General features: G+C 59.2%; 10 protein-coding genes. 5 read left to right on the top strand and 5 right to left on the bottom strand.

The window, feature by feature from the left end; all coding sequences use genetic code 11:
- Window positions 1-20 precede the first annotated feature (20 nt).
- On the top strand, window positions 21-2,120 hold the full coding sequence (locus IEW09_RS01040; protein ID WP_188552314.1) for a radical SAM protein: 2,100 nt from the start codon (window positions 21-23) through the stop codon (window positions 2,118-2,120).
- A gap of 209 nt (window positions 2,121-2,329) precedes the next feature.
- Here IEW09_RS01040 and IEW09_RS01035 read toward each other — a convergent pair whose 3' ends face one another.
- The gene (locus IEW09_RS01035; protein ID WP_188552313.1) at window positions 2,330-2,959 is read right to left on the bottom strand and encodes a YcbK family protein; all 630 of its coding nucleotides are present in this window, start codon (window positions 2,957-2,959) and stop codon (window positions 2,330-2,332) included.
- 218 nt (window positions 2,960-3,177) lie between these two features.
- On the opposite strand from IEW09_RS01035, the gene IEW09_RS01030 reads away from it, so the two are divergent.
- The 3 genes from IEW09_RS01030 to IEW09_RS01020 all read left to right on the top strand — a co-directional run bounded on the left by IEW09_RS01030 (window position 3,178) and on the right by IEW09_RS01020 (window position 8,559).
- A complete protein-coding gene (locus IEW09_RS01030; protein WP_188552312.1) occupies window positions 3,178-3,903 on the top strand; it encodes a YceH family protein in 726 nt (241 codons plus the stop codon).
- A 24-nt stretch (window positions 3,904-3,927) separates the two neighbouring features.
- Window positions 3,928-6,567 (top strand): PAS domain S-box protein, encoded by a 2,640-nt coding sequence (locus IEW09_RS01025; RefSeq protein WP_188552311.1) that lies wholly within the window; start codon window positions 3,928-3,930, stop codon window positions 6,565-6,567.
- Between the two features lie 129 nt (window positions 6,568-6,696).
- The gene (locus IEW09_RS01020) at window positions 6,697-8,559 is read left to right on the top strand and encodes a glycoside hydrolase family 2 protein (RefSeq protein WP_188552310.1); all 1,863 of its coding nucleotides are present in this window, start codon (window positions 6,697-6,699) and stop codon (window positions 8,557-8,559) included.
- Between the two features lie 123 nt (window positions 8,560-8,682).
- Here IEW09_RS01020 and IEW09_RS01015 read toward each other — a convergent pair whose 3' ends face one another.
- The 4 genes from IEW09_RS01015 to IEW09_RS01000 form a co-directional block, all read right to left on the bottom strand.
- Entirely contained in the window at window positions 8,683-9,948 is a 1,266-nt protein-coding gene (locus IEW09_RS01015) for a hypothetical protein (protein ID WP_188552309.1), read from the bottom strand.
- 81 nt (window positions 9,949-10,029) lie between these two features.
- Complete coding sequence (locus tag IEW09_RS01010) at window positions 10,030-10,710, bottom strand: Fe2+-dependent dioxygenase (RefSeq protein WP_188552308.1); 681 nt, start codon at window positions 10,708-10,710, stop codon at window positions 10,030-10,032.
- 96 nt (window positions 10,711-10,806) lie between these two features.
- Window positions 10,807-13,464 (bottom strand): TonB-dependent receptor, encoded by a 2,658-nt coding sequence (locus tag IEW09_RS01005; RefSeq protein ID WP_188552307.1) that lies wholly within the window; start codon window positions 13,462-13,464, stop codon window positions 10,807-10,809.
- 572 nt (window positions 13,465-14,036) lie between these two features.
- Window positions 14,037-17,651: a TonB-dependent receptor gene (locus IEW09_RS01000; protein WP_188552306.1), complete on the bottom strand. Its 3,615-nt coding sequence runs from the start codon at window positions 17,649-17,651 to the stop codon at window positions 14,037-14,039.
- A gap of 508 nt (window positions 17,652-18,159) precedes the next feature.
- Between IEW09_RS01000 and gyrA the strand changes: the two genes are divergently transcribed.
- Window positions 18,160-20,877 (top strand): DNA gyrase subunit A, encoded by a 2,718-nt coding sequence (gyrA, locus tag IEW09_RS00995; protein ID WP_188552305.1) that lies wholly within the window; start codon window positions 18,160-18,162, stop codon window positions 20,875-20,877.
- Window positions 20,878-20,922 lie beyond the last annotated feature (45 nt).

Below are 20,922 nucleotides of genomic sequence, written 5' to 3'. Positions count from 1 at the left end.
CTGTCAGGAGACAGAAATCAATGTCACAAGCAAAGCCATCGAAGTTCTTCGAGAAATCTCTCACGCAGGTAGCCAAGGCCGGTTGGGTTGTCTTCAATAAGCTGAACTCGATCAGCCCCAACGAGAGCTTTACCCCCAAGTGGAGCGACAAACCTCTGCTCAAGAGCTACCAGAAGGAGAAGCCGCCCCTCGGCTGGCCGCGTACCACCGACTCCCTCTGCCCCAAGTGCATCCCTGAGATCCGCCAGCAGATCGTCGACGGCAAGCTGCCCCACGAGATCCTTCTCAACGAGAAGGTCGGTGAGATCAAGGCGCAGATCATCGAGCGCGATAACCAGATCCTGATGGTGAAGGACTGCCCCATCCACGGCCACTTCGAGGACGTCATGTCCATCGACCCGCCGATGATGAAGCACCTCGAAGACGTCTTCCCCGGCCGCGACATCCGTGCCCACAACGACGAGAAGCTGCACAACCACGGCACCTCGACCGTGACCCACGGCCGCGGATCGGTCCTGACCATCGACCTGACCAACCGTTGCAACATGATGTGCGACCCCTGCTTCATGGACGCCAACCAGGTCGGCTTCGTCCACGAGCTTACGTGGGACGAGATCAAGACCATGCTCGACAACGCCATCACCATCAAGCCGCGTCGTCAGATGAGCGTGCAGTTCTCGGGTGGCGAGCCCACGCTGTCGCCGTACTTCCTCGACGCTGTCGCCTACGCCCGCAAGGTTGGCTACAACTCGGTGCAGGCCGCAACCAACGGCATCGAGTTCGCCAAGTCCAAGGAGTTCGCCAAGGCTGCCGCCGATGCCGGTCTCCGCTACGCCTACCTCCAGTTCGACGGTATCGGCAACGCGGCCAACTCGCACCGCAAGGTCGGTAACGCATTCGACGTCAAGCTCCAGGCCATCCATAACCTGCACGAGGCCGGCGTGGACATCGTTCCCGTCACCACCATCGTCAACGGCATCAACAACGAGCAGGTTGGCCGCATCATCGAGTTCGCGCTCGACAACCCGAAGAAGATCAACTTCCTCAGCTTCCAGCCGGTCAGCTTCACTGGCCGCGACGAGGATATCTCCGATGAGCGCCGCGCCGCTCAGCGCTACACGCTGTCGCACCTGGCGCACGACATCCGCAACCAGACCGGCCTCGGCGAGAGCACCCGCGACTGGTTCCCCATCTCCTTTATGAGCACCTTCAGCGACTGGGCCGACCTCGTTCACGGGCCGAACCACGACTGGGGCCAGCTCTCCTGCGGTTGCCACCCGAACTGCGGTATCGGCATGGCGCTGATGATCGACAAGGAGACCAAGGAAGCTGTTCCGGTCACAGCATTCCTCAACGCCACCCAGCTCGCCCGCGACGTCGCTCGCGTCAACGATGCTGCTCGCGGCAAGTTCCTCTCCATCGTCGGCGTCTCGCTGGCGCTGCTGCGCAACTACGATCCCACCAAGGCTCCGACGCACTTCAAGATCGTGGACCTGCTGCAGAAGTTCGACAAGTGCTTCGGCGCCACTGGCCGCGACTACGGCAAAGTGACCGGCGACCGCACCATGGCCGACATCGAGAAGCGCCGCGCTGACCGCTGGAACTTCCTCTTCATCGCCGGCATGTGGTTCCAGGACCTCTTCAACTACGACTTCCGCCGCACCGAGCAGTGCATCATCCCCTATGCCACACAAGAGGGTGAGATCAGCTTCTGCGCGTACAACACCGGCGTAGGCTGGCGCAATATCATCGAGAAGATGCACATGACCTCCACCCTCACCAAGTGGTACGAGGAGCATGGCCGTCACGAGATCTTCGCCGGTGGTAAGAAGGTCGGTCTGGAGAAGGAGTCCAAGTACGACCTCGTGCTCAACGAAGCCCACGTCAACTCAGCGGCCAACGATACCTTCGACAAGTCCGGTATCGCCAAGAACGCCCGCGAAGAGAAGATCCGGGCCCGCGACGCGAAGATCAAGCAGGACGCCGAGAACGCCAAGATGGCCAAGCTCTACCGCAAGGAAGTGCTGGGCGAGAAGGAAGTTCCGGGCTTCATCTCCCTGGGCGAAATCAAGCCCGCCGCTCCCAAGGTCGAAACCGAAGAGACCGTAGCCGGCGACTAGCATTGCATGCAGCAGCCGCGCTTCGCGCAAAACCAACAACAAAGAAGGCCGCCAGCAATGGCGGCCTTTTATTTACCCGAAGCTCCTCACTCTAAACGTCATCTCGACCGAAGCGCAGCGCAGTGGAGAGATCCCTGTATTTTGCCTCTGCCTTTGCCTGTTCTTCCTGCCAACTCCACCACCGCAGCGGCAGTTAGTAAAAGCTAGCCTTACTCCCCAATCGCCCTTACCCGAGCCCGCGAGCGACGATGCCGCGTCCGCACCCCATACGACCACTCCCGCACCGGCCCCACATCCACGTGCACGAACTTCGATACCGGATAATACCCCACGCCGCCTTCATGCAGGCTCAGCGCCGCATTCCGCAGCCTGGCCGTCGAGACGCCCGGCACGCGAATATCAATCGCCTTCGCCTGCATATGCTGGCTATGTTCGGCGACGCCGGTGTTGGCCGAGCGCGTTCGCAAAAAGTTATTGGTCTCCGGAGTTCTGTAGCCGCAGACGATATCGATCACCCCATTGGGCCGTCGCAGCTTTGTCATCAGCGCGTGCAGCACATCGAACTCTTTCGGATCGTATGTCTTGACCGTGTCGGTACGGTAGTCGCGCAAAAAGTGGTTCAGCTTATCGAGTGCCTCCGGAATATACGTGTCACCCACCCGGTACACCACGTCAATGCTCTCGCGCGTATGCAATTGGTAGAGGTGCAGCGAATACTGTTTGCCCTGCGGGACTTGCAATGTCTCTGTCGGCTCCTCCGCGTTCGCCGATCCACTCAGCGCCAATACCATCGCCGCAACGGCAACCATCGCCGCCCACCTGTTAAAACGAAGCTTCATCCACACTACCCCAGGGTCTGATTTCATCAAATGGTCACACTTAAATGGCTTTCGCCAAATGCCATTCGCTAATCCGATTTTATCTTCCGCAAACACAGCTTAGGCTCCAAAATGCCCCCGCCAAATGTAACTTTTCGGTCACAGTTCCATCTCAGTTACTTCGGCGCTCTGACAAGAGTCATCAGTCTGCCTACGATCCATTGTGTAATCATTAAGTTATGACGCTCGACCCCATCCAGCTTCGCGTGCTCGGTTCATTGATCGAAAAAGAGATTGCCACGCCGGAAAATTATCCGCTCTCGCTCAACGCTCTGGTCAACGCCTGCAATCAGCGATCGAGCCGCGATCCCGTGCTCAATCTGACCGAGGATGAGGTGCGTCAGGCGATCCACTCGCTCGAAGACCTCAAGCTTACCTCGTCCGTCCACGATAGCCGGGTGCCCAAGTACGAGCACCGCATCCGCACCGTGCTGAACCTTCGCCGCGACGAGACCGCCGTTCTCTGCCTGCTGATGCTGCGCGGCCCGCAGACTCCCGGCGAGCTGCGCAGCCGCGCCGACCGCCTCTACACCTTCGACGACATCGGAGCCGTCACCAGCACGCTCGAGCGCCTCGCCTCCCGTCCCGAACCATCCGACGCCACGCAGACTCCCGACGCCACCGGCCCGCTCGTCGTCATGCTGTCGCGTCAACCCGGTGCACGCGAGTCCCGTTACATGCATCTGCTCGGCGGACCCATCGCAGTAACTGCACCCCGGGCCTCGTGGTCGCAGCCTCTTCCCGATACCAGCCACGGCGCAAGCTCTTCGCGGGAGCTGCTCGCCGCCCTCGAACAAGAGGTCGTGGCCCTGCGCGCCACGGTCGCCGCGCTCGAGTCGCGTATCGAGCAGCTCGAGTCCCGCCATCTCTCGCAGCCTCTTCCCAGTACCGAGGCCATAGAATAGTCTCAGTACACTGAGACATCCGCTATGCCACAAACGCCTTTCGTGAATACGGCGTCACCTGCATCTTCTCCGCAAGCGGGCTCTTCTGCGGCATCGGGTCTGGACTTCGCCGCGCTTCTCGACGCCGCGCCCGACGCCATCATCACCTACGACCGCGACTTCCGTATCCTCTACGCGAACCCTCAGGCCATTCGTATCAGCCAGTTGGACGCGGACGGTTCCATCGGAAAAACCTACTGGGACATACGTCCGGAATCGCGCGGCACCATCCTCGAAGAAAACTTTCTGGCTGCCATGCGCCATCGCGTCTCGCGCCAGTTCGAGTTTTATTGTGCTCCCATCGGCGTCTGGATGGATGTTCTTGTAATGCCCTTTGCGGACGGCGTCGCCGTCTTCTATAAGGACATCTCTGTCGCGAAACTGGCCAGAGACACTCGCGACATCGCAACCAAGCGTCTCCAGCAGATGTTCGATGCGATGCCGGATTCGATCGTCTGCCTCGATCGCGCCTGGAACTTCACCTTCGCCAACTGGCGCGCGGTCGATATGTTTGCCTCGGGCCCATTAACTGGTGAAAATTTTTGGTACTCCCTGCATCGCGGCGTATTGGAGCCCTTCCGCTCCAACTATCGCAAAGCCATGGAGCAGCGCGTCCCAACCGAGTTCGAGGCCTACTATCCCGAGCCGGTCAACCTCTGGCTCAACATCCAGTCGGTCCCCACCGACGACGGCATCATCGTCTTCTTCCGCAATATCACCGAGCGCCGCCGCGGAGAAGAAGCCCTTCGCGAAAGCGAGGCCCGCTATCGCCTGCTCACCGAGCTCAACCCCCAGATGATCTGGATGGCTTCGGACGGCACCGGCGTCAGCTACACCAACCAGCGTCTGCTCGACTACGCCGGCCTCTCTCCCAACGACAACTCCAACCGGGACTGGCTCGCCATCATTCATCCGGAGGACCAGCCGCTGCTGCTCGCCGCCTGGCAGCGCGTTCATGCCAGCGGCGAGATGCTGGACGTTCAGCTTCGCCTCCGGCAGAAGTCTACGGGAGAGTACCGCTGGTTTCTCTGCCGTGCGCTTCCCGTTCCCGACGACTTCACCACTGGCCGCCGCTGGCTGGGCGTCTGCATCGACATCCACGACTACCGGCTCACCGTCGAAGCGTTGGGCACCAGCGAGGCCCGCTACCGCGCATTGATCGAGCTCAACCCGCAGGCCCTTTGGATGAGCGACGCCCATGGCAAGATCACTTACGCCAACCGTGGGTTCAGCGACTATCTCGGCTTTACCACCGCAGACCTCGATCACTGGATCACCGCCTTCCATCGCGACGACCGCGCCCGCATCCTCGAAACATGGAGCCAATGTGTCGCTGCCGGCTCCGAGTACGACAACGAAGCCCGCCTCATCCGCGCCCGCGATGGCCAGTCGCGTTGGTGGTGGATCCGCGCACGGCCCATCCGCGATGCATCCGGCGCCGTCCTCCACTGGCTCGGCGTCGCCATCGACATCGACGACCGCAAGACCTTCGCCGAGATGCTGCTGCAAAAGCAGGCCGAGACCGAGCGCCAGCGCGCCGAGCTTGAGACCATCTACGACACCGCTCCCGTCGGCCTTGCGCTCTTCGATCCGGTCGAGTTCCGCTACCTGCGCGTCAACGACCATCAGGCCGCGGTCATTGGCCTGCCCAAAGATAAGATTCTCGGTCGCTCCATCCTCGAGATCGCGCCGCTGGAAGGGCTGAAGGAGCTGTTTCAACAGGTCGCCGCAGGCAATACCGTCAGAAATAACATCCTCGAAGGCGAACTGCCCACCCGTCCCGGCCAGCATCGCTTCTGGAGCGTTAACTACTCTCCCATTTACAGTGCCGATGGAAAGATCGAGGCCATCGCCGCCGTCGTCGTCGAGATCACTCATCAAAAGAAGGCGGAGAACGCCCTCATTCAAAGCGAGAAGCTCGCCGCTGTCGGTCGCCTCGCCAGCTCCATCTCGCACGAGATCAATAACCCGCTCGAAGCCATCACCAATCTGCTCTACCTGATCGCACTCACCGACGATCTATCGCCATCCGCGCGGGCCTACGTGCAGACGGCGCAGAGCGAGCTCTCCCGCGTCTGCCAGATCGCCACGCAGACACTCCGCTTCCATCGTCAGGCTGTCCGCGCCACCAATGTTACGGCAGCCGAGCTTGTCAACGCCGTGCTCAATCTCTATCAGGGCCGTCTCGCCAACTCGAGCATCAAGGTCGAAGCCTGCTACGCCACCACGACGCGCATCCTCTGCTTCGAAAACGACATCCGCCAGGTGCTCAACAACCTGATCGCTAACGCCATCGACGCCATGCGTCAGGGCGGCCGTCTCATCGTTCGCGCCCACGATGCCACCGACGAGTCACGCGGCAAGAGCCGTCATGGCATCCGCATCACCATCGCCGACACCGGTCACGGCATGTCGCCCGAGGTGCGTGCGCGCCTCTTCGAACCCTTCTACACCACCAAAGACCTCAACGGCACCGGCCTCGGCCTCTGGATCTCCGCCGGAATCGTGCGTCGCCACCAGGGCCGTCTCAGCTTTCGCAGCACGCAGCATCCGATCCATCACGGCACCATCTTCTCGCTCTTCCTGCCCTGGGCAGAAGAACCATCCCCGCCAGTCTCTCAGTAAGAATTTGCTTTAGCTAACCCCGAATGCACGTCATCTCGACCGAAGCGCAGCGTAGTGGAGAGACCCCTGTATTTTGCTTTGTTTCGTAGCAATAGCCACTCATTGGTACGACCTCGTATGATGATCGTCATGTTCACTGAAGCCTGCTGCCGCCTCCGCAAAATCCTCCTCCCCACTTTAAGCATCGCCCTCCTGTTCTCCTCCTTCGCCGTCGTCGCCCATGCACAAACTTCCGACACCACGCTACTCGTCGACATCGACCATCGTGCCGCCACCTCGCTCGACGGCGACTGGCACACCATCGTCGATCCCTACTCCACCGGCCTCTACAACTTTCACCACGAGATCAAGGCCGACGGCTACTTCATGAACGGCACCAAGGCCTACAACGGCGAGCCGCTCGAGTACAACTTCGCCCTCTCCCCCACGCTCAAGGTCCCCGGCGATTGGAACACCCAGCGCCGCGACCTCTTCTACTACGAAGGCGTGATGTGGTACGAGAAGGACTTCAAGTACAGCCCCAAACCCAACACCCACACCTTCATCCACTTCGGCGCAGCCAACTATCGCAGCCACGTCTGGGTCAACACCAAAGCCGTCTGCGAGCACGAGGGCGGCTTCACTCCCTTCGACTGCGACGTCACCGGCGTCGTCAAAGATGGCGATAACTTCGTCGTCGTCGCCGTCGACAACACCCGCTCCGCCGACGGCGTTCCCACTCTCCAGACCGACTGGTGGAACTACGGCGGCCTCACCCGCGACGTCTCACTCGTCGACGTGCCTCAGCAGTTCATCGATGACTACGACCTCCATCTCAGCCGCGCCAACCACGACCTCATCGAAGGCTACGTCCACGTAGAAGGTGCGAACCCCGGCACAGACGTCACTGTCTCCATCCCCGAGCTGCACGCCACCACGCACGCCACCGTCGGCACCGACGACCGCGCCGACATTAAGCTTCCAGTCAAATCCCTCAGCCTCTGGTCGCCCGACAATCCCAAACTCTACAAGGTCAACCTCGCCTCCGGCTCCGACCACCTCGAAGACGAGATGGGCTTCCGCACCATCGAAACTCGCGGCACAGAGATTCTGCTCAATGGCAAACCCATCTTTCTTCGCGGAGTCTCCGTCCACGCCGAAGCTCCCTACCGCACCGGCCGCGCCTACAGCGAAAAGGACGTCGATACACTCCTCGGATGGGCCAAAGAGATGGGTTGCAACTACGTCCGCCTCGCCCACTATCCACACGACCAGCGCATGACCCGCGCCAGCGACCGCCTTGGCATCCTCGTCTGGTCGGAGATTCCCGACTACTGGGCGCTCCAGTTCGACAACCCCGCCGTCCTCGCCAAGTCTAAGCAACAGCTCGGCGAGATGATCCGCCGCGACCGCGACAAGGCCTCCATCATCCTCTGGTCCGTCGCCAACGAAACCCCTGACACCGAGGCGCGCACCAAGTACCTCACCACTATGGCGAACCTTACCCGCCAGCTCGACCCCACCCGCCTCGTCACCGCCGCTCTGCTCGTCAAAACGCAGAAGACCGCGACCGGCTCCAACAAAATCGTCGATGACCCGCTCGGTCAGGCGCTCGACGTCATCGGCACCAACGAGTACATCGGCTGGTACGAGCAGAAGCCCGCCGGTGCCGATACGACGACATGGGACATCCACTACCAGAAGCCCGTCATTATGTCCGAGTTCGGAGCCGCTGCTCGCGCCGGTCACCACGGCCCCGCCACCGAGCGCTGGACCGAGGAGTATCAGGCCGACGTCTACAAGCACCAGATCCCCATGCTCAACCGCATCCCGCAGCTTCGCGGTACCAGCGCGTGGGTGCTCATGGACTTCCGCTCTCCCATGCGCACGCTGCCCGGCCTGCAGGACAACTTCAACCGCAAGGGCCTCATCTCCGACCAGGGCGAAAAGAAGCAAGCCTTCTTCGTCCTGCAAAAAGCCTACAAAGACAAGACTCTAGGCAAAGCCGAATGACCCGTCGTTTTGCTTAAGGGCACGGCTTCAGCCGTGCCGCAAGTTTAATAAAAATGAAAGGGGCTTTAGCCCCCGAGGTACGTCTTTGGAAGTGCCTCGGGGCGTCCCCACGATGACTTCGCTCTATTCCTCTTTCTTCTGCTTGCTCTCCTCCGGATGCCGTCGCTTCCACCACCATACGATCAGCCCCGCCGCAACCGTAAACCCTGCCCCTCCCGGCAACACATACTTGATCGCCGCAGACGGATTGTTCCAGAACTCTTCCCGCGCCGACTCCCAAAATCCCGGCACGCTTACATTGACGGTTGCGACATAACTTGGGAGCAACTCTTGAGGATTATCCCCATTCTCGGAGTAGACAAGGAAAGCTTCAATCGTCAGTGTCTGACTTTTAGCAGGCTGTTTCGGTACGACGTTCCACGTCCATTTCGCCGAACTGTCAATCGGCACAGGCAAGACGGCCCCGACCTTCGGATCAATCTCAAACTCATCTGGATTATCAGCCGTGAGTTGCATCCGCATATAAGGGGAGACCTTAAGGGTTCCTGTGGTAGCTCCGGGCAGGATGTTTTGGCTCGTATCCGCAAAGCCATGGATCACGACCGTGACGACAGACGTCTCATGCAGCTCCATCTGGCCAGGAATGTTGTATTCGATCTTTCCATTCTTAAGCGCCTTCACCCACTGCGCTCGCGCTTCAGCCGCTTGATATGGATCGCCGCCGCTTGCTGACGACGGCGGCGGCGCAGCCGCTGTAGAGGCCGCTGAAGGCGCCGTCACTCCCCCTGCCAATCCCCCCACCGATACAGAGCCCTCAATGGCCTCAGATTGAGCTTGCTCCGCTGTAGCCGGTGAGGTCTGAACAACGTGCTTATGCGAAGCATGAATTGCCGCTCCGCCCTGAGGCGAACCGCCGCTTCCCCCCAGACCGTTCTTAGCCGCAACTTCTGCAGATTCGGGCACAGACGCATGCTCTTCTGCGGTGACAGTCTGCATCGCCACAACATGCACAACAACGTTGCCCGCCCCCCGTCGCCCGGCTCCATTCGTCACCTGACAGGTGGCCGAGATCGTGCTTCCGACAGCCACGCCCTTTGTGTCCAGCCGCGCCACAGGGCCATCGGGATAAAGCCTTCCGCCGCTGCTCGAAAAGCTATATTGCAGCCCTGCCGAGACGCCCTGCACCCGGGCGGTTAGGGTCACGATCTGCCCGGCGGTTACGGTCGTCGAAGAAGCGACGCACTCCACCTTTGGCGGCAGCATGGCTTCAATTTTTTTCGCATAGGTTGCATCGGCAGCCGCCTGCGGCGCGCTCCAACACGCAGCAGGCATCAGAAGCAGCGCCAGAATGTTTACAAATAAAAGAGAGGGCCCAAATCTCCGGTTCATAGAAACCCTCCAGAAATCGAGTGGCGCCATTGTGAGCGTAAATCTCACCGGTGTCTACAACTTTCCAGCTCCCGTAGTCCGCTACATCTCAGCCCATCGCCGCAGCAGATTGTGATAAACCCCGGTCAATTGCACGCCTACCGGACTTCCCGGAACATCCTTCGCCAGCGTTTGAATCGCTGTATCGAGGTCATACAGCATCGACCGATCCGCATCGCTGCGAATCATGCTCTGAATCCAGAAGAAGCTCGACACCCGCGCGCCCCGCGTCACCGGCTCCACACGATGCAGACTCGTCGCGGGATACAGCACCATATGCCCCGCAGGCAGCTTCACCGAGTGCGATCCATACGTGTCCTCGACGATCAGCTCACCGCCGTCATAGTCCTCGGGCTTCGTCAAAAAAAGCGTCGCTGAAATATCCGTGCGAATCCTCTGCCCGGTCGTCACCAGTTGCCGAATCGCGGTATCGACATGCGTGCCAAACCGTCCGCCGCCGGTGTAGCGGTTGAACATCGGTGGAAACACGCGAAGCGGCAGCGCTGCCGACATAAACAGCGGAGAACGTGCCAGTCCACCCAACACCATCTCGCCCAACTCCACCGCTACCGGATGCCCCTCCGGCAACTGATGGTTCTCCTTTACCTTCTGCGCCTGATATCCCGCCGTCACCTTGCCGTCCACCCAATCGGCGGCATCGAGCTTTGCCCGCGCCTGCTGCACCTGCGCGGCGGTCAACACATCAGGAATCGTAATCAGCATCGTCGTCTCTCCCTATCGCAAAAACCTTATCACTCCCAAACAAAGTGCGGCGAAGTCCGAAAGACCTCGCCGCACTTTACAGCCCCACCACGCAAATCAGAACTTGAAGTTCACTCCGATCAGCGCACTCAGACCAGCTCCCGGAATCAGGTGGCTCGGATGCGGTTGATCGATATAGAACCGGTTCAGCAGGTTGTAGACGTTGGCCTGCAACTCCAGCCTGTCCGTCACTGGCCGCCGCATCATTGCGTTGAAGACCCAGTAGCCCGGCACCTGCTTCATCGCCACGCTGGTCACGACATATCCCGGTCCATTCGGATTCGGCGCATAGCCAGTCGGCACAAACGGCACCGTGGAGCTCGCCGTGCGGCTGGCAACATAGTTGCCGCCCAGCCCCGCGCTCAACCGCAGCGGAAGCCGCTGCGTGATGAACGCATTGAACGTCTGCTTCGGCACGTTCGCCAGTTGATACCCAACCGAAGTCGGATAGTACTTCGACGAGATCACCGCGCTATCGAGATACGCATAGCCCAGCACAACGTCGGTACCCTGCGGCAGCCTGCCCACCATGCTGAACTGCACGCCCTTCACCAACTGGTTGCCCGAGTTCACGATGTTGTTCGAGTTCGTCGGATCGGTCTCCTTGGCATTGTCCTTCTCCGTGCGGAACCACGCGCCATCCAGCAGCAGCCGCTCATGCAACAAGCTGTACTTCGCGCCCGCCTCATACGTCTCATTCTTTTCCGGAGCCAGCGAGCTGGCCGCCGTAGGCACGCTCAAACTCAGCGACTCAGCCGCCGGATCGAAGCTCGTTCCATAGTCGAAGTACACGCTGCCATGCTTCGTCGGCTTGTACACAAACGCCGCACGATAGCTCGGCTGCTTGTCCAGCCTGCTGATCGGCCCAATCGGCGCGCTCACCGTGCCGCCTGCCGGTGGAGCAACCGGCTGATAAGAATTAAAGACCGTATCGAAGTAGTCCCAACGAACGCCGCCGCTCAGCTCAAACAGATTTCCAAGATGAACCGTATCGACGAAGTAGATTCCCGCAGTCTGCGACTTCGTATGCACCACCGTTGTGATGTATCCAGTCCCGCCAAAAGAGTCGGCAGCATTCGGATGCAGCAGGTTCGTCGAAGGAACAGTGTTGACTCCCTTGATCGTGTAGCTGGTGCGAATCGGGTTCGATACCTCCTGCCCGCCTTCCACGCCGCCATCAAAATCGTTCCGCATCCCCAGAACCTTAAAGCGTGCCGTCAACTCCGTCTGGTCCCAAAGATCTCCTTCAACGCTCTTGATCTGCAGCTGATTCCGGTTCACCGCAATCGTCGCCGGATCAGTTGCCGGTGTATAGGTACAAGGCAGTGACGGATTGGCCGCATTCGTCGGCAGGGAAGCAACCACACCGCCCACAGGCACGCTCAACGCAGCGTTCGAACAGATCTGCGGCTCCGTAATCTGTGCCTGTCGCGGATAGTTCGCCCACCGCGCAATGCTGTGCAGGCTCACATTCTCGCCAAAGGCATGGCTCACCTTCGCAGTCAGAATATCGTCGTTCGTCCTCAGATAGTTCTGGTCAGGGAAGCCATAGTAGTTATGCCGAATCGGCCCCGGAGCCACGCCATTCAGCAGCCAAGGTAGACCGTAGTCGGGCGTGTCGCTCTCGGTGTAGTGGAAGTAGCTGATCGTAAACGGCGTCGTCGAGTTCAACCCGAACGAGACCGAAGGCGCGATTCCAAACCGGCGAATCTCGGCATGCGGACGGCCAGCCACGCCGCCCTCCTGCCCTACCGCATTCAACCGAAACGCCGATCCACCATGCCCCACATCCGTCAGCGGCTCGTTGATGTCGGCCGTAATTCTGCGCGTCGCGTCCGTGCCAAACTGCGTCTGCACATTCACAAACTTCTGCAGCTCAGGAACCTTGCTCTCCTGGTTGATGACGCCGCCCGTCGCTCCGCGCCCAAACTGCACGCCCGCAGGTCCTTCCAGCACCTCAACCTGGTCGAAGTTGAAGCTGTCGCGGTAGTAGCTGCCAAAGTCGCGAATGCCATCGAGAAAGATATCGTTGCGCGCCGTAAAGCCGCGAATCGTCAGGTTGTCGCCCTGCGCTCCGCTCTCACCCGCTGCCATGCTGATGCCCGGAACATTCCGCAGCGCATCGCGCAGCGTCGAGTTGCCCTCATCGTGCAGCACAAACTGCGGCACCACCTCTACCGTTTGTGGAGTATCAATCAGCGGCTGCGAAAACTTCGTCATCGACACCGCATCTGCCAGCCCCGAAGACGTCACATTCACCGAGTCCGAGTAGCGCAGCCCCACCACCATCGTCGATGCATCCTGCGCCGCATAGCTCAGCCCCGTGCCTTCCAGCAGCAGCCGCAGCCCTTCTTCCTCGGTGTGCAGCCCGTTCACGCCATGCGTCTGAAATCCCGACAGCGTGCCCGAAGGCAGCGTCACATTCACCTTCAGCCCGGTTACCTGCTCATAATCTTTGATGGCCTCATCCAAAGGCCCCGCGCCGATATGAAAGCGCTTCACCGGAAGGTTCGCCGCCGGTGCACCCGCACCCGCCGCGCCCGCTCCGGCATCGTTGGTCACCGCCGCCATAGCGGCTGCTGAGCGTCCGCTCGAACCCACCATCGCATACGCCGCCAGCGTCCCCATCGCCAACCACCCACGCCGACTCCCCACCTTCCAGCCGGCCTTCTTCTTGCTCTTCCCCACCGTCTTCAAACTTCGCTTCACGCGCATTCTCCTCAAATCAAACATCCAAAGGCCCTGGCAAAGACCGCACCCTAAAATCGAAACCACCATGCGTTCCCTGCAGTTCACATCCATGCAGCCAGCCCCCCAGTACCGAAAAAACGCATACTTCGGCGTTGACCGCTCATCCCTGAAGCCCCCGCCGCCGGTCAAAGCCAGCGAAAAACTTCAAAGCTCAAAACCCAAATTTTTATGGAAGGAGTGGAACCGATGCGGATTGCCGCAGTTGCCCGGGCCGAGAGCCGACCCTATAATCCAGACAACCTGCAGCCGTCCAAACGGCTTGCAGCCTCCAGGTCCCTGTGGTCTCCGCCAAGAGATAAACCCACGGGGATCTGGACCTTCTACTCGATCCCTGCTTCTCTTTCAAAAGCAAAAGCGTCTTGCAAACTCGATAAATCGAATATACGACAATATAAGTCCTAGTTCAATGAAAATATAAGACTAATTTTGTCCGTGTTCGAAAATCGGCCACATCTCCTCGAGAAAGCGCGTTTTAAAAGAAAAAAGGCGAAGAGCCGAAGCTCTCCGCCTCTCCATTGCCCTGTCTCCAGAGCGGGTTAGAAGTTCAACTTCAACTGGAACTCCGTGGCGCGTGGTGCGCCCTGGTCGAACGTTCCAGTCTTGCGTGAAATACGCAGCGAGTTGTATGCCTCATAATCGGATGGCCCATTGACGTTTCCGGCGCCACCGCTGGCAGCTAAGTCAGCAGGCGTCAGAATCGTTCCTCCCGAAATATTGGCACCGCCAACCGCGAGCGTATCGTAATTTGCAAAGTTGAATATGTTGTAGATCGACACCGATGGCTCAAGGCTCCATTGTTCCGGCAGCTTCTTCCAGCGAATGGGGTAGGAGAAGTTGGCATCGAAGGTCTTCAGCATGGAGTTTGCAAAAGCCCTGCTTGGACCAGGGGCCAACGTCGGCTCAACAGCGCCTGCCGCGGCCATTTCAGCAGGAGTAAACAGGCCTGCCGCAACCACAGCCTGTCCCGCCGGTGTCAGCGTTCCTGCATGGGTGGTGTTGTAGTTAGCGATCAGGTTGTTCAGAGTTCCCGGCTTGACCTTCCTCATATATGCTCCAGGATCTGTTCCCGGAACAAGATCTCCGATCTGTCCGTCACCATCGACGTCGCTGCGGAAGATCTCACCCGGGGCAGAACCTTGCTCATCGAGAGTAAGGTTTGTTGGCACCGCGGAATCAAAGTGCGCAATCAGGCCGATCCGAGGGCCATACTTCGGTTGAATCGCTCCACCCAGCGAGAAGATGTGGGTGCGATCAAGGCCGCCATAGCCCATGTTCTGCGTCGGGTTCCGGTTGTTATAAGACGGTGCCGAGAAGAACGGATCGGAAGTGCCGACGTTGTTATAAGCCGTTGTCGTAATCATCCGGGAGTAAGCGTACGAAACTTCAAGATTGGTCTGTGCCACTCCGCGGAAGGGATGGGCCTTCTGTTCGGTGAGATTTAGCTGGAGCCCGTCATAGGCCGCCTTACCCATCGGGTACGAGAAAATGCCGACTCCAACTGCCGGGTTGATTCCATCAAATGCGGCTGCTGCACCGCTGCCAAGGATCGAGTTCGGCGCGCCTCCATTGACTGCCAGGCCAGAATCGAGTCCGTTTTTGGCGAAATCGACCATGGTTGCATTGCCATTTGCTCCGGAACCGGTCGGGCAGCCTCCTGGGCTCAGTGCTACGTCAATGGAGCTTGCTCCGCATTGGGCAAGGGTATTCGCGATAGCTGTCTTTGCAAGACCCACGTCAAAGTATCTCGAATCGCCTACGTGGTTCGCATCGATCGTCTGCTGGATTCGAAGAGTTGCGGAGTGAACATAATCGGCCGAAAGAACAACTCCCGGCGCAAGCTCACGCTGAATGCCAAAGTTGATGTTGATGGAATAAGGAGACTGGTACTTGGGTGCGTATGCAATCGTGCCAGTCGGAGTGTTCAGTGCATAGCCCATAAACGAGGTATTGGGAATGTTCTGCGCTCCGCCGGCGCGCGCATCGGCCTGTAGCTGCAAGATCGCAGGCGCGGCCTGGGCGATTGATTCCGTGCAGATCGTCGAGATGGGAATGCCGGTACTCGTCTGGGTGACGTTTCCTTTACCCGGGATCGGATAACTGTAAGTTCCGTTTTCGCAGATCGTTGGATATGCTGCAAACTTTCCAACCGGCAATCTCGACGACCGATCGAACTGCACATTGTTGAAGACGTTGCTCTCAAAGTAGAGCCCGATGCCACCGCGAAGCACTGTCTTCGGCGAGGCAGCAGGATTATAGGTAAAGCCAAGCTGCGGTCCGACGTTCCGGTTCGGCTGGCTGACGCGCGCGCCAAGCCCAACACCCCACTGATCGAACAACGGCGTGCTTCCCGTGCACGGAGGAGCAGTCGTAAAGTTTGCCGTTACGATCTCGGAGCAGGGAACAGCAGCCAGATCGGAGTTCGTGCGGCCAGTGTCCCGGTCATAACGTGCTCCGATGGTCAATGTAAACGTGGGCCGGATCTTCCAGGAATCTACAAGATAAAATCCGGTGCGCCAGTCTTCCTGGAAACCGCCGGGAAGGCCGAAACCCGGCTTCTCTGAGGCGTATCCCTGATCGTTTGAAATTTGAATCACTGCCGCCGAATAACCATTGACTGGATCGTTCGGGCAGGCTGCAGCACCGGCAACGCCTCCGCAATTGGCCAGAGCCGTGCTGCTGGTCAGAGTAGCAATGGGGCCATAGCCAAAGAAGGCTGCCAGTCCACCACCGGTAATACGGTTCAGGCTCGCGCCATAACGAATATTGTGCGCACCCTTGGTCCAGCTCCCGTCATACCGGATCTGCTTGTCTACCTGGTAGGTTTGCTGTGGCGCATTAGCATTCGGACCACTGTTAAAGTTAGAGCCGTAGCTAAGGCCCAATCCCGGGATGGGGTTGTAGAGAGAGGTATTTCCTTCCGTTGTATCCACAATCAGGTTGTGGAACTTCTCATAGCTTCCTCGGAAGCTATGGGTGAACCGTCCACGAGCGTAGTCCACGCCACCCGCGATGCCCGGTGCATTGTCCCGGTTAGCATAGGTCGAGTACTCCTGACCTGTATCGAAAAAGTTCGCCTCGTAGTTAATGCGAGCGAACATGTGGGTGCCCCAGGGGCCGTTATAGTCCACGCGGCCAGCCGAATAGGTGTCCCGAGCAGGGCTCCCAACGCTTGGAAACGCGCTTTGAACGCCGGAGAAGATTGAGGGAAGATTAACCACCGCCGACTGGTCCTGCTTCAATCTCTCCGCGCTGGCAAAGAAGAAGAGCTTGTCTTTGAGAATCGGTCCGCCAAAGTTGCCGCCAAACTGATTGCGCTGGAAGGGACCGTCTACTCCCTGAAACGATGCTGCACCCACCCGCTGGTCCTGGAAATCATAAAAAAGCTGTCCATGGTAGCCGTTCGTGCCGGAGCGTGTCGACATCAGCACAGAACCGGAAGACGTAATGTCCGTCGAAGGGTCGGCTGTTGCGCGGTTTACTTGCAGCTCCCCAATCGAGCCTGCTGAGATATTGAAGATCGTCGTTCCAACTGTTTCGTCAGTGACATCCTGTCCGTCCAGAAGGATGCGTGTCGTGCGGCCCGAAACGCCGCTGAACGAGAGTGCCGAATATCCTGCCTTCGTCGGGTCAAATCCTCCGTCGCCGCTTCCGCCCGGTTGCAACTGAACACCAGGCTGGAGCTGCGCATAATCCAGAATGTTGCGTCCATTTACCGGCAGTGTCTCCAGCTGTGCTGTCGTAATGACGCCGGAGACTCCAGCCTGTTCGGTATTGATCTGGACAGCGCCCGCATTCACCTCAATGGTCTGGCTCGACTCACCCACCGTCAGCTTGAAGTTGCCGCTTGTCGCTGTGCCCGTCTGTATTCTTGTCGCTACAGAAAGCTTCTGAAAGCCGTTCATCGTAATCGTGACGTTATATCTGCCAGGATTCAGTGGCCCAAGGCTATAGAACCCCGCAGAGTCCGTCGTCAAAACCTTGACCGATCCGGTATCGATGCCCGTAATCGTGACATTGGCTCCCGGTACCACGGCTCCGGTTTGATCCGTAATCGTTCCCTGGATCGATCCGCCGTTTACCGAAATAGCCTGACCGTAACTCATTACCAAGGTTGTGAATAATATCGCAACCAACCCAAGAACTTTTTTCATATGGTCAACTCCCCCTAATCGTCATCGAATCCGCTTGGCCGATTCCTGTCTTTCAGCAGACAGTGCTCAAGCTCAGTGAACCAATTTCGTGACCATATGAAGTGCATTTCTTATGCCAGCCTGAAAAAGCTGATCGTTTATCGGCCTGACTCAAGTAATCAAACAACTTATTGAACAGCCATTCAGGCGATCATCTCGCAGTGCGATTGAATACCCACTCATTTTTGAGTGGTCATTCAATCCTGAATATTATTAACCATATATTTATCTAACCCGGGAAATAGTGTGATTTGGGGGTATAAAACCGACAATAGTTGCCTTATAAAAGTTTCTGATTGTGATGTCACTTCAATTTCCTTCGCCAAAATGACGCCCTCCATTGCCTTCCAGAACGCCTGTCCGAGGCTCTCCCGGCATAGTTTCTGCTTCAGGGGGCATCCTTCCGGAGTCGCGAGGCAAACACGCGAGAATTCGCCCGCTAAACGCTCTATAATGGATACATAAACTCATGGCAGATGATCAGAATCCCCAGCTCCCGCTAGGTCCTAACTCCGACTCCCCAAACTCCCCCCCCGACGGTCCGCTGAACACTGTCCAGGGTCGCGGTGCGGCCTACATGCTGTCCATCAATATCGAAGACGAGATGCGCCGTTCGTATCTCGACTACTCGATGTCGGTCATCATCGGCCGCGCTCTGCCCGATGTCCGCGACGGCCTCAAGCCCGTCCATCGTCGCATCCTCTATGGCATGGCCGAGATGGGCCTCCAGTTCAACAAGAAGTACACCAAGTCGGCCAAGGTCGTCGGCCACGTCATGGGTAACTATCACCCCCACGGCGACTCCGCGATCTACGACACCATGGTGCGCCTCGCCCAGCCCTTCTCACTCCGCTACACACTCGTAGACGGCCAGGGCAACTTCGGTTCCGTCGACGGCGACCCACCCGCCGCCATGCGTTACACCGAGTCGCGCATGACCCGCATCGCCGGTGAGATGCTCGCCGACATCGACTCCGACACCGTAGACTTCTCGCCCAACTACGACGAGTCCACGCTTGAGCCGACCGTCCTCCCCGCGCGCATCCCCAACCTCATCGTTAATGGATCGGGCGGAATCGCCGTCGGCATGGCGACCAACATCCCGCCGCACAACCTCACCGAAGTCGTCAACGCCTGCATCACCCTGCTCAACGATCCTCACGCCGGCATCGATGCTGTGCTCGAGCACGTCAAAGGCCCCGACTTCCCAACCGGCGGCTACCTCTACGGACGCAGCGGCATCGCCAATACCTATAAGACCGGACGTGGCCGCTTCATCATGCGCGCCAAGTGCAGCATCGAGAACATCTCCGGCGGCCGTCAGGCGATCATCGTCACCGAGATCCCCTACCAGGTCAACAAGTCGAAGCTCATCGAGCGCATCGCCGAGCTGGTCAACGAGGGCATCATCACCGACATCGCCCGCGACGAGTTCCGCGACGAGAGCGACCGCGACGGCATGCGCATTCACATCGGCCTCAAGCGCGGAGCCGAGTCGCAGATCGTCCTCAACCAGCTCTACAAGCACACCCAGATGCAGGAGAGCTTCTCCATGATCTTTCTCGCCGTCCACAACGGCCAGCCGAAGATCCTTCCGCTCGATCAGGCCATCCGTGCCTTCCTCGATCACCGCGTCGAAGTCGTTCGCCGCCGCACCGCATTCCTGCTCGGAAAGGCCCGCGACCGCGAGCACATCCTGCTCGGCTACCAGATCGCGCTCGACCACCTCGACAACGTCATCAAGATCATTCGCCAGTCGTCCAGCCGCGCCGACGCTCGCGAAAACCTCTTTAGCTACTTCTCGAACAAGCGCATCAACCTGCGCGGCACCGAGCTCGCAGGCGTCACGCTCGACCCCAAGAAGTACAACGTCGACATGACCTTCTCCAACACCGGCACGCTGGTCCTCAGCTACCGCCAGGTCGACGCCATCCTCGAGCTGCAACTCTATCGCCTCACCCAGCTCTCCATCGACGAGCTGCTCAAAGAACTCTCCGAAGTCCGCGACAACATCGCCGAGTTCGAATCCATCCTCGCCAGCGAGAAGAAGCTCCGCAAGGTCATCGTCAAGGAACTCGAAGAGGTACGCGACAAGTTCGGTGATCCCCGCCGTACCCAGATCGTCGACGAGACCACCGAGCTTCAGCTCGAAGACCTCATCACCGACGAGCAGGTCGCCGTCACCGTCTCCAACACCGGCTACCTCAAGCGCACGCCCATCTCGACCTACCGCCAGCAGCGTCGCGGTGGTACCGGTCGTCTCGGCATGAAGACCCGCGAAGAGGACTTCGTCGCCCAGCTCATCATCGACTCGACCCACGCCTACCTGCTCTGCTTCACCAACACCGGTCGCGTCTACTGGCTCAAGGTTTACGAGATCCCCGACGTCGGCGCCGCAGGCAAGGGCAAGGCCATGGCCTCGCTCATCGCGCTCCAGCCGGGCGAAAAGGTCGTCACCATCCTGCCCGTCCGCGACCTCAACGAAGAGGGCAAGTACATCCTCTTCGCCACGCGCAACGGCACCGTCAAAAAGACCGCGCTCAAGGACTTCTCTAACGTCATGGCGCGCGGCATCATCGCCATCAACATCGAGAAGGAAGACGAGCTGATCGTCGCCCGCATCACCGACGGCCAGCAGATCATCTTCCTCGCCACCCACGACGGCATGGCCATCCGCTTCAACGAGACCGACCTCCGCTCCATGGGCCGCCCCGCCACCGGCAACAAGGGCATCGACCTGCGCAGCGGCGACTACGTGGTCGGCGCCGCCGTCACTCCCAACGACGACTCGCGCAAGGCCCGCCAGAAGGAACTCCAGGCCGAAGGTAAGGACATCACCCCCTGCCTCATCCTGTCCGTCTCCGAAAACGGCTTCGGCAAGCGCACCGACGTCGACGAGTACCGCCTGCAAACCCGCGGCGGCAAGGGCGTCATCAACATGAAGGCGACCCCCAAGATCGGCAAGGTCTCCAACATTCTGCTGGTCGACGACACCAGCGAGCTGATGGTCATCAGCCAGTTCGGCAAGATCATCCGCATCGACACCAAGAGCGTCCGCTCCGCCGGCCGCAGCACCTCAGGCGTCAAGCTCCTCGACCTCGACAGCGACGACAAAGTAGCCGCCGCCGTAGTCATCCCCCCCGAAGAAGCCAAGATCCAACTCGAAGAGGGAACACTGTTGCAGTAGCCACCGTTGCTGTTCTTGTTGTCATCCCCTGAAAGGGAATCTGCG

The sequence above is a fragment of the Edaphobacter dinghuensis genome, from assembly GCF_014640335.1.
GTDB lineage: Bacteria > Acidobacteriota > Terriglobia > Terriglobales > Acidobacteriaceae > Edaphobacter > Edaphobacter dinghuensis.
Note: the sequence above shows the minus strand (reverse complement) of the source record. Positions and strands in the feature narration are given on the sequence as shown.

Excerpts from the sequence above, each read along its gene's own strand:
- IEW09_RS01015 (WP_188552309.1), bottom strand. The coding sequence starts at position 9,948 with ATGAACCGGAGATTTGGGCCCTCTCTTTTATTTGTAAACATTCTGGCG.
- IEW09_RS01035 (WP_188552313.1), bottom strand. The coding sequence starts at position 2,959 with ATGAAGCTTCGTTTTAACAGGTGGGCGGCGATGGTTGCCGTTGCGGCG.
- IEW09_RS01005 (WP_188552307.1), bottom strand. The coding sequence starts at position 13,464 with ATGCGCGTGAAGCGAAGTTTGAAGACGGTGGGGAAGAGCAAGAAGAAG.
- gyrA (WP_188552305.1), top strand. The coding sequence starts at position 18,160 with ATGGCAGATGATCAGAATCCCCAGCTCCCGCTAGGTCCTAACTCCGAC.
- IEW09_RS01000 (WP_188552306.1), bottom strand. The coding sequence starts at position 17,651 with ATGAAAAAAGTTCTTGGGTTGGTTGCGATATTATTCACAACCTTGGTA.
- IEW09_RS01020 (WP_188552310.1), top strand. The coding sequence starts at position 6,697 with ATGTTCACTGAAGCCTGCTGCCGCCTCCGCAAAATCCTCCTCCCCACT.
- IEW09_RS01025 (WP_188552311.1), top strand. The coding sequence starts at position 3,928 with ATGCCACAAACGCCTTTCGTGAATACGGCGTCACCTGCATCTTCTCCG.
- IEW09_RS01030 (WP_188552312.1), top strand. The coding sequence starts at position 3,178 with ATGACGCTCGACCCCATCCAGCTTCGCGTGCTCGGTTCATTGATCGAA.
- IEW09_RS01010 (WP_188552308.1), bottom strand. The coding sequence starts at position 10,710 with ATGCTGATTACGATTCCTGATGTGTTGACCGCCGCGCAGGTGCAGCAG.
- IEW09_RS01040 (WP_188552314.1), top strand. The coding sequence starts at position 21 with ATGTCACAAGCAAAGCCATCGAAGTTCTTCGAGAAATCTCTCACGCAG.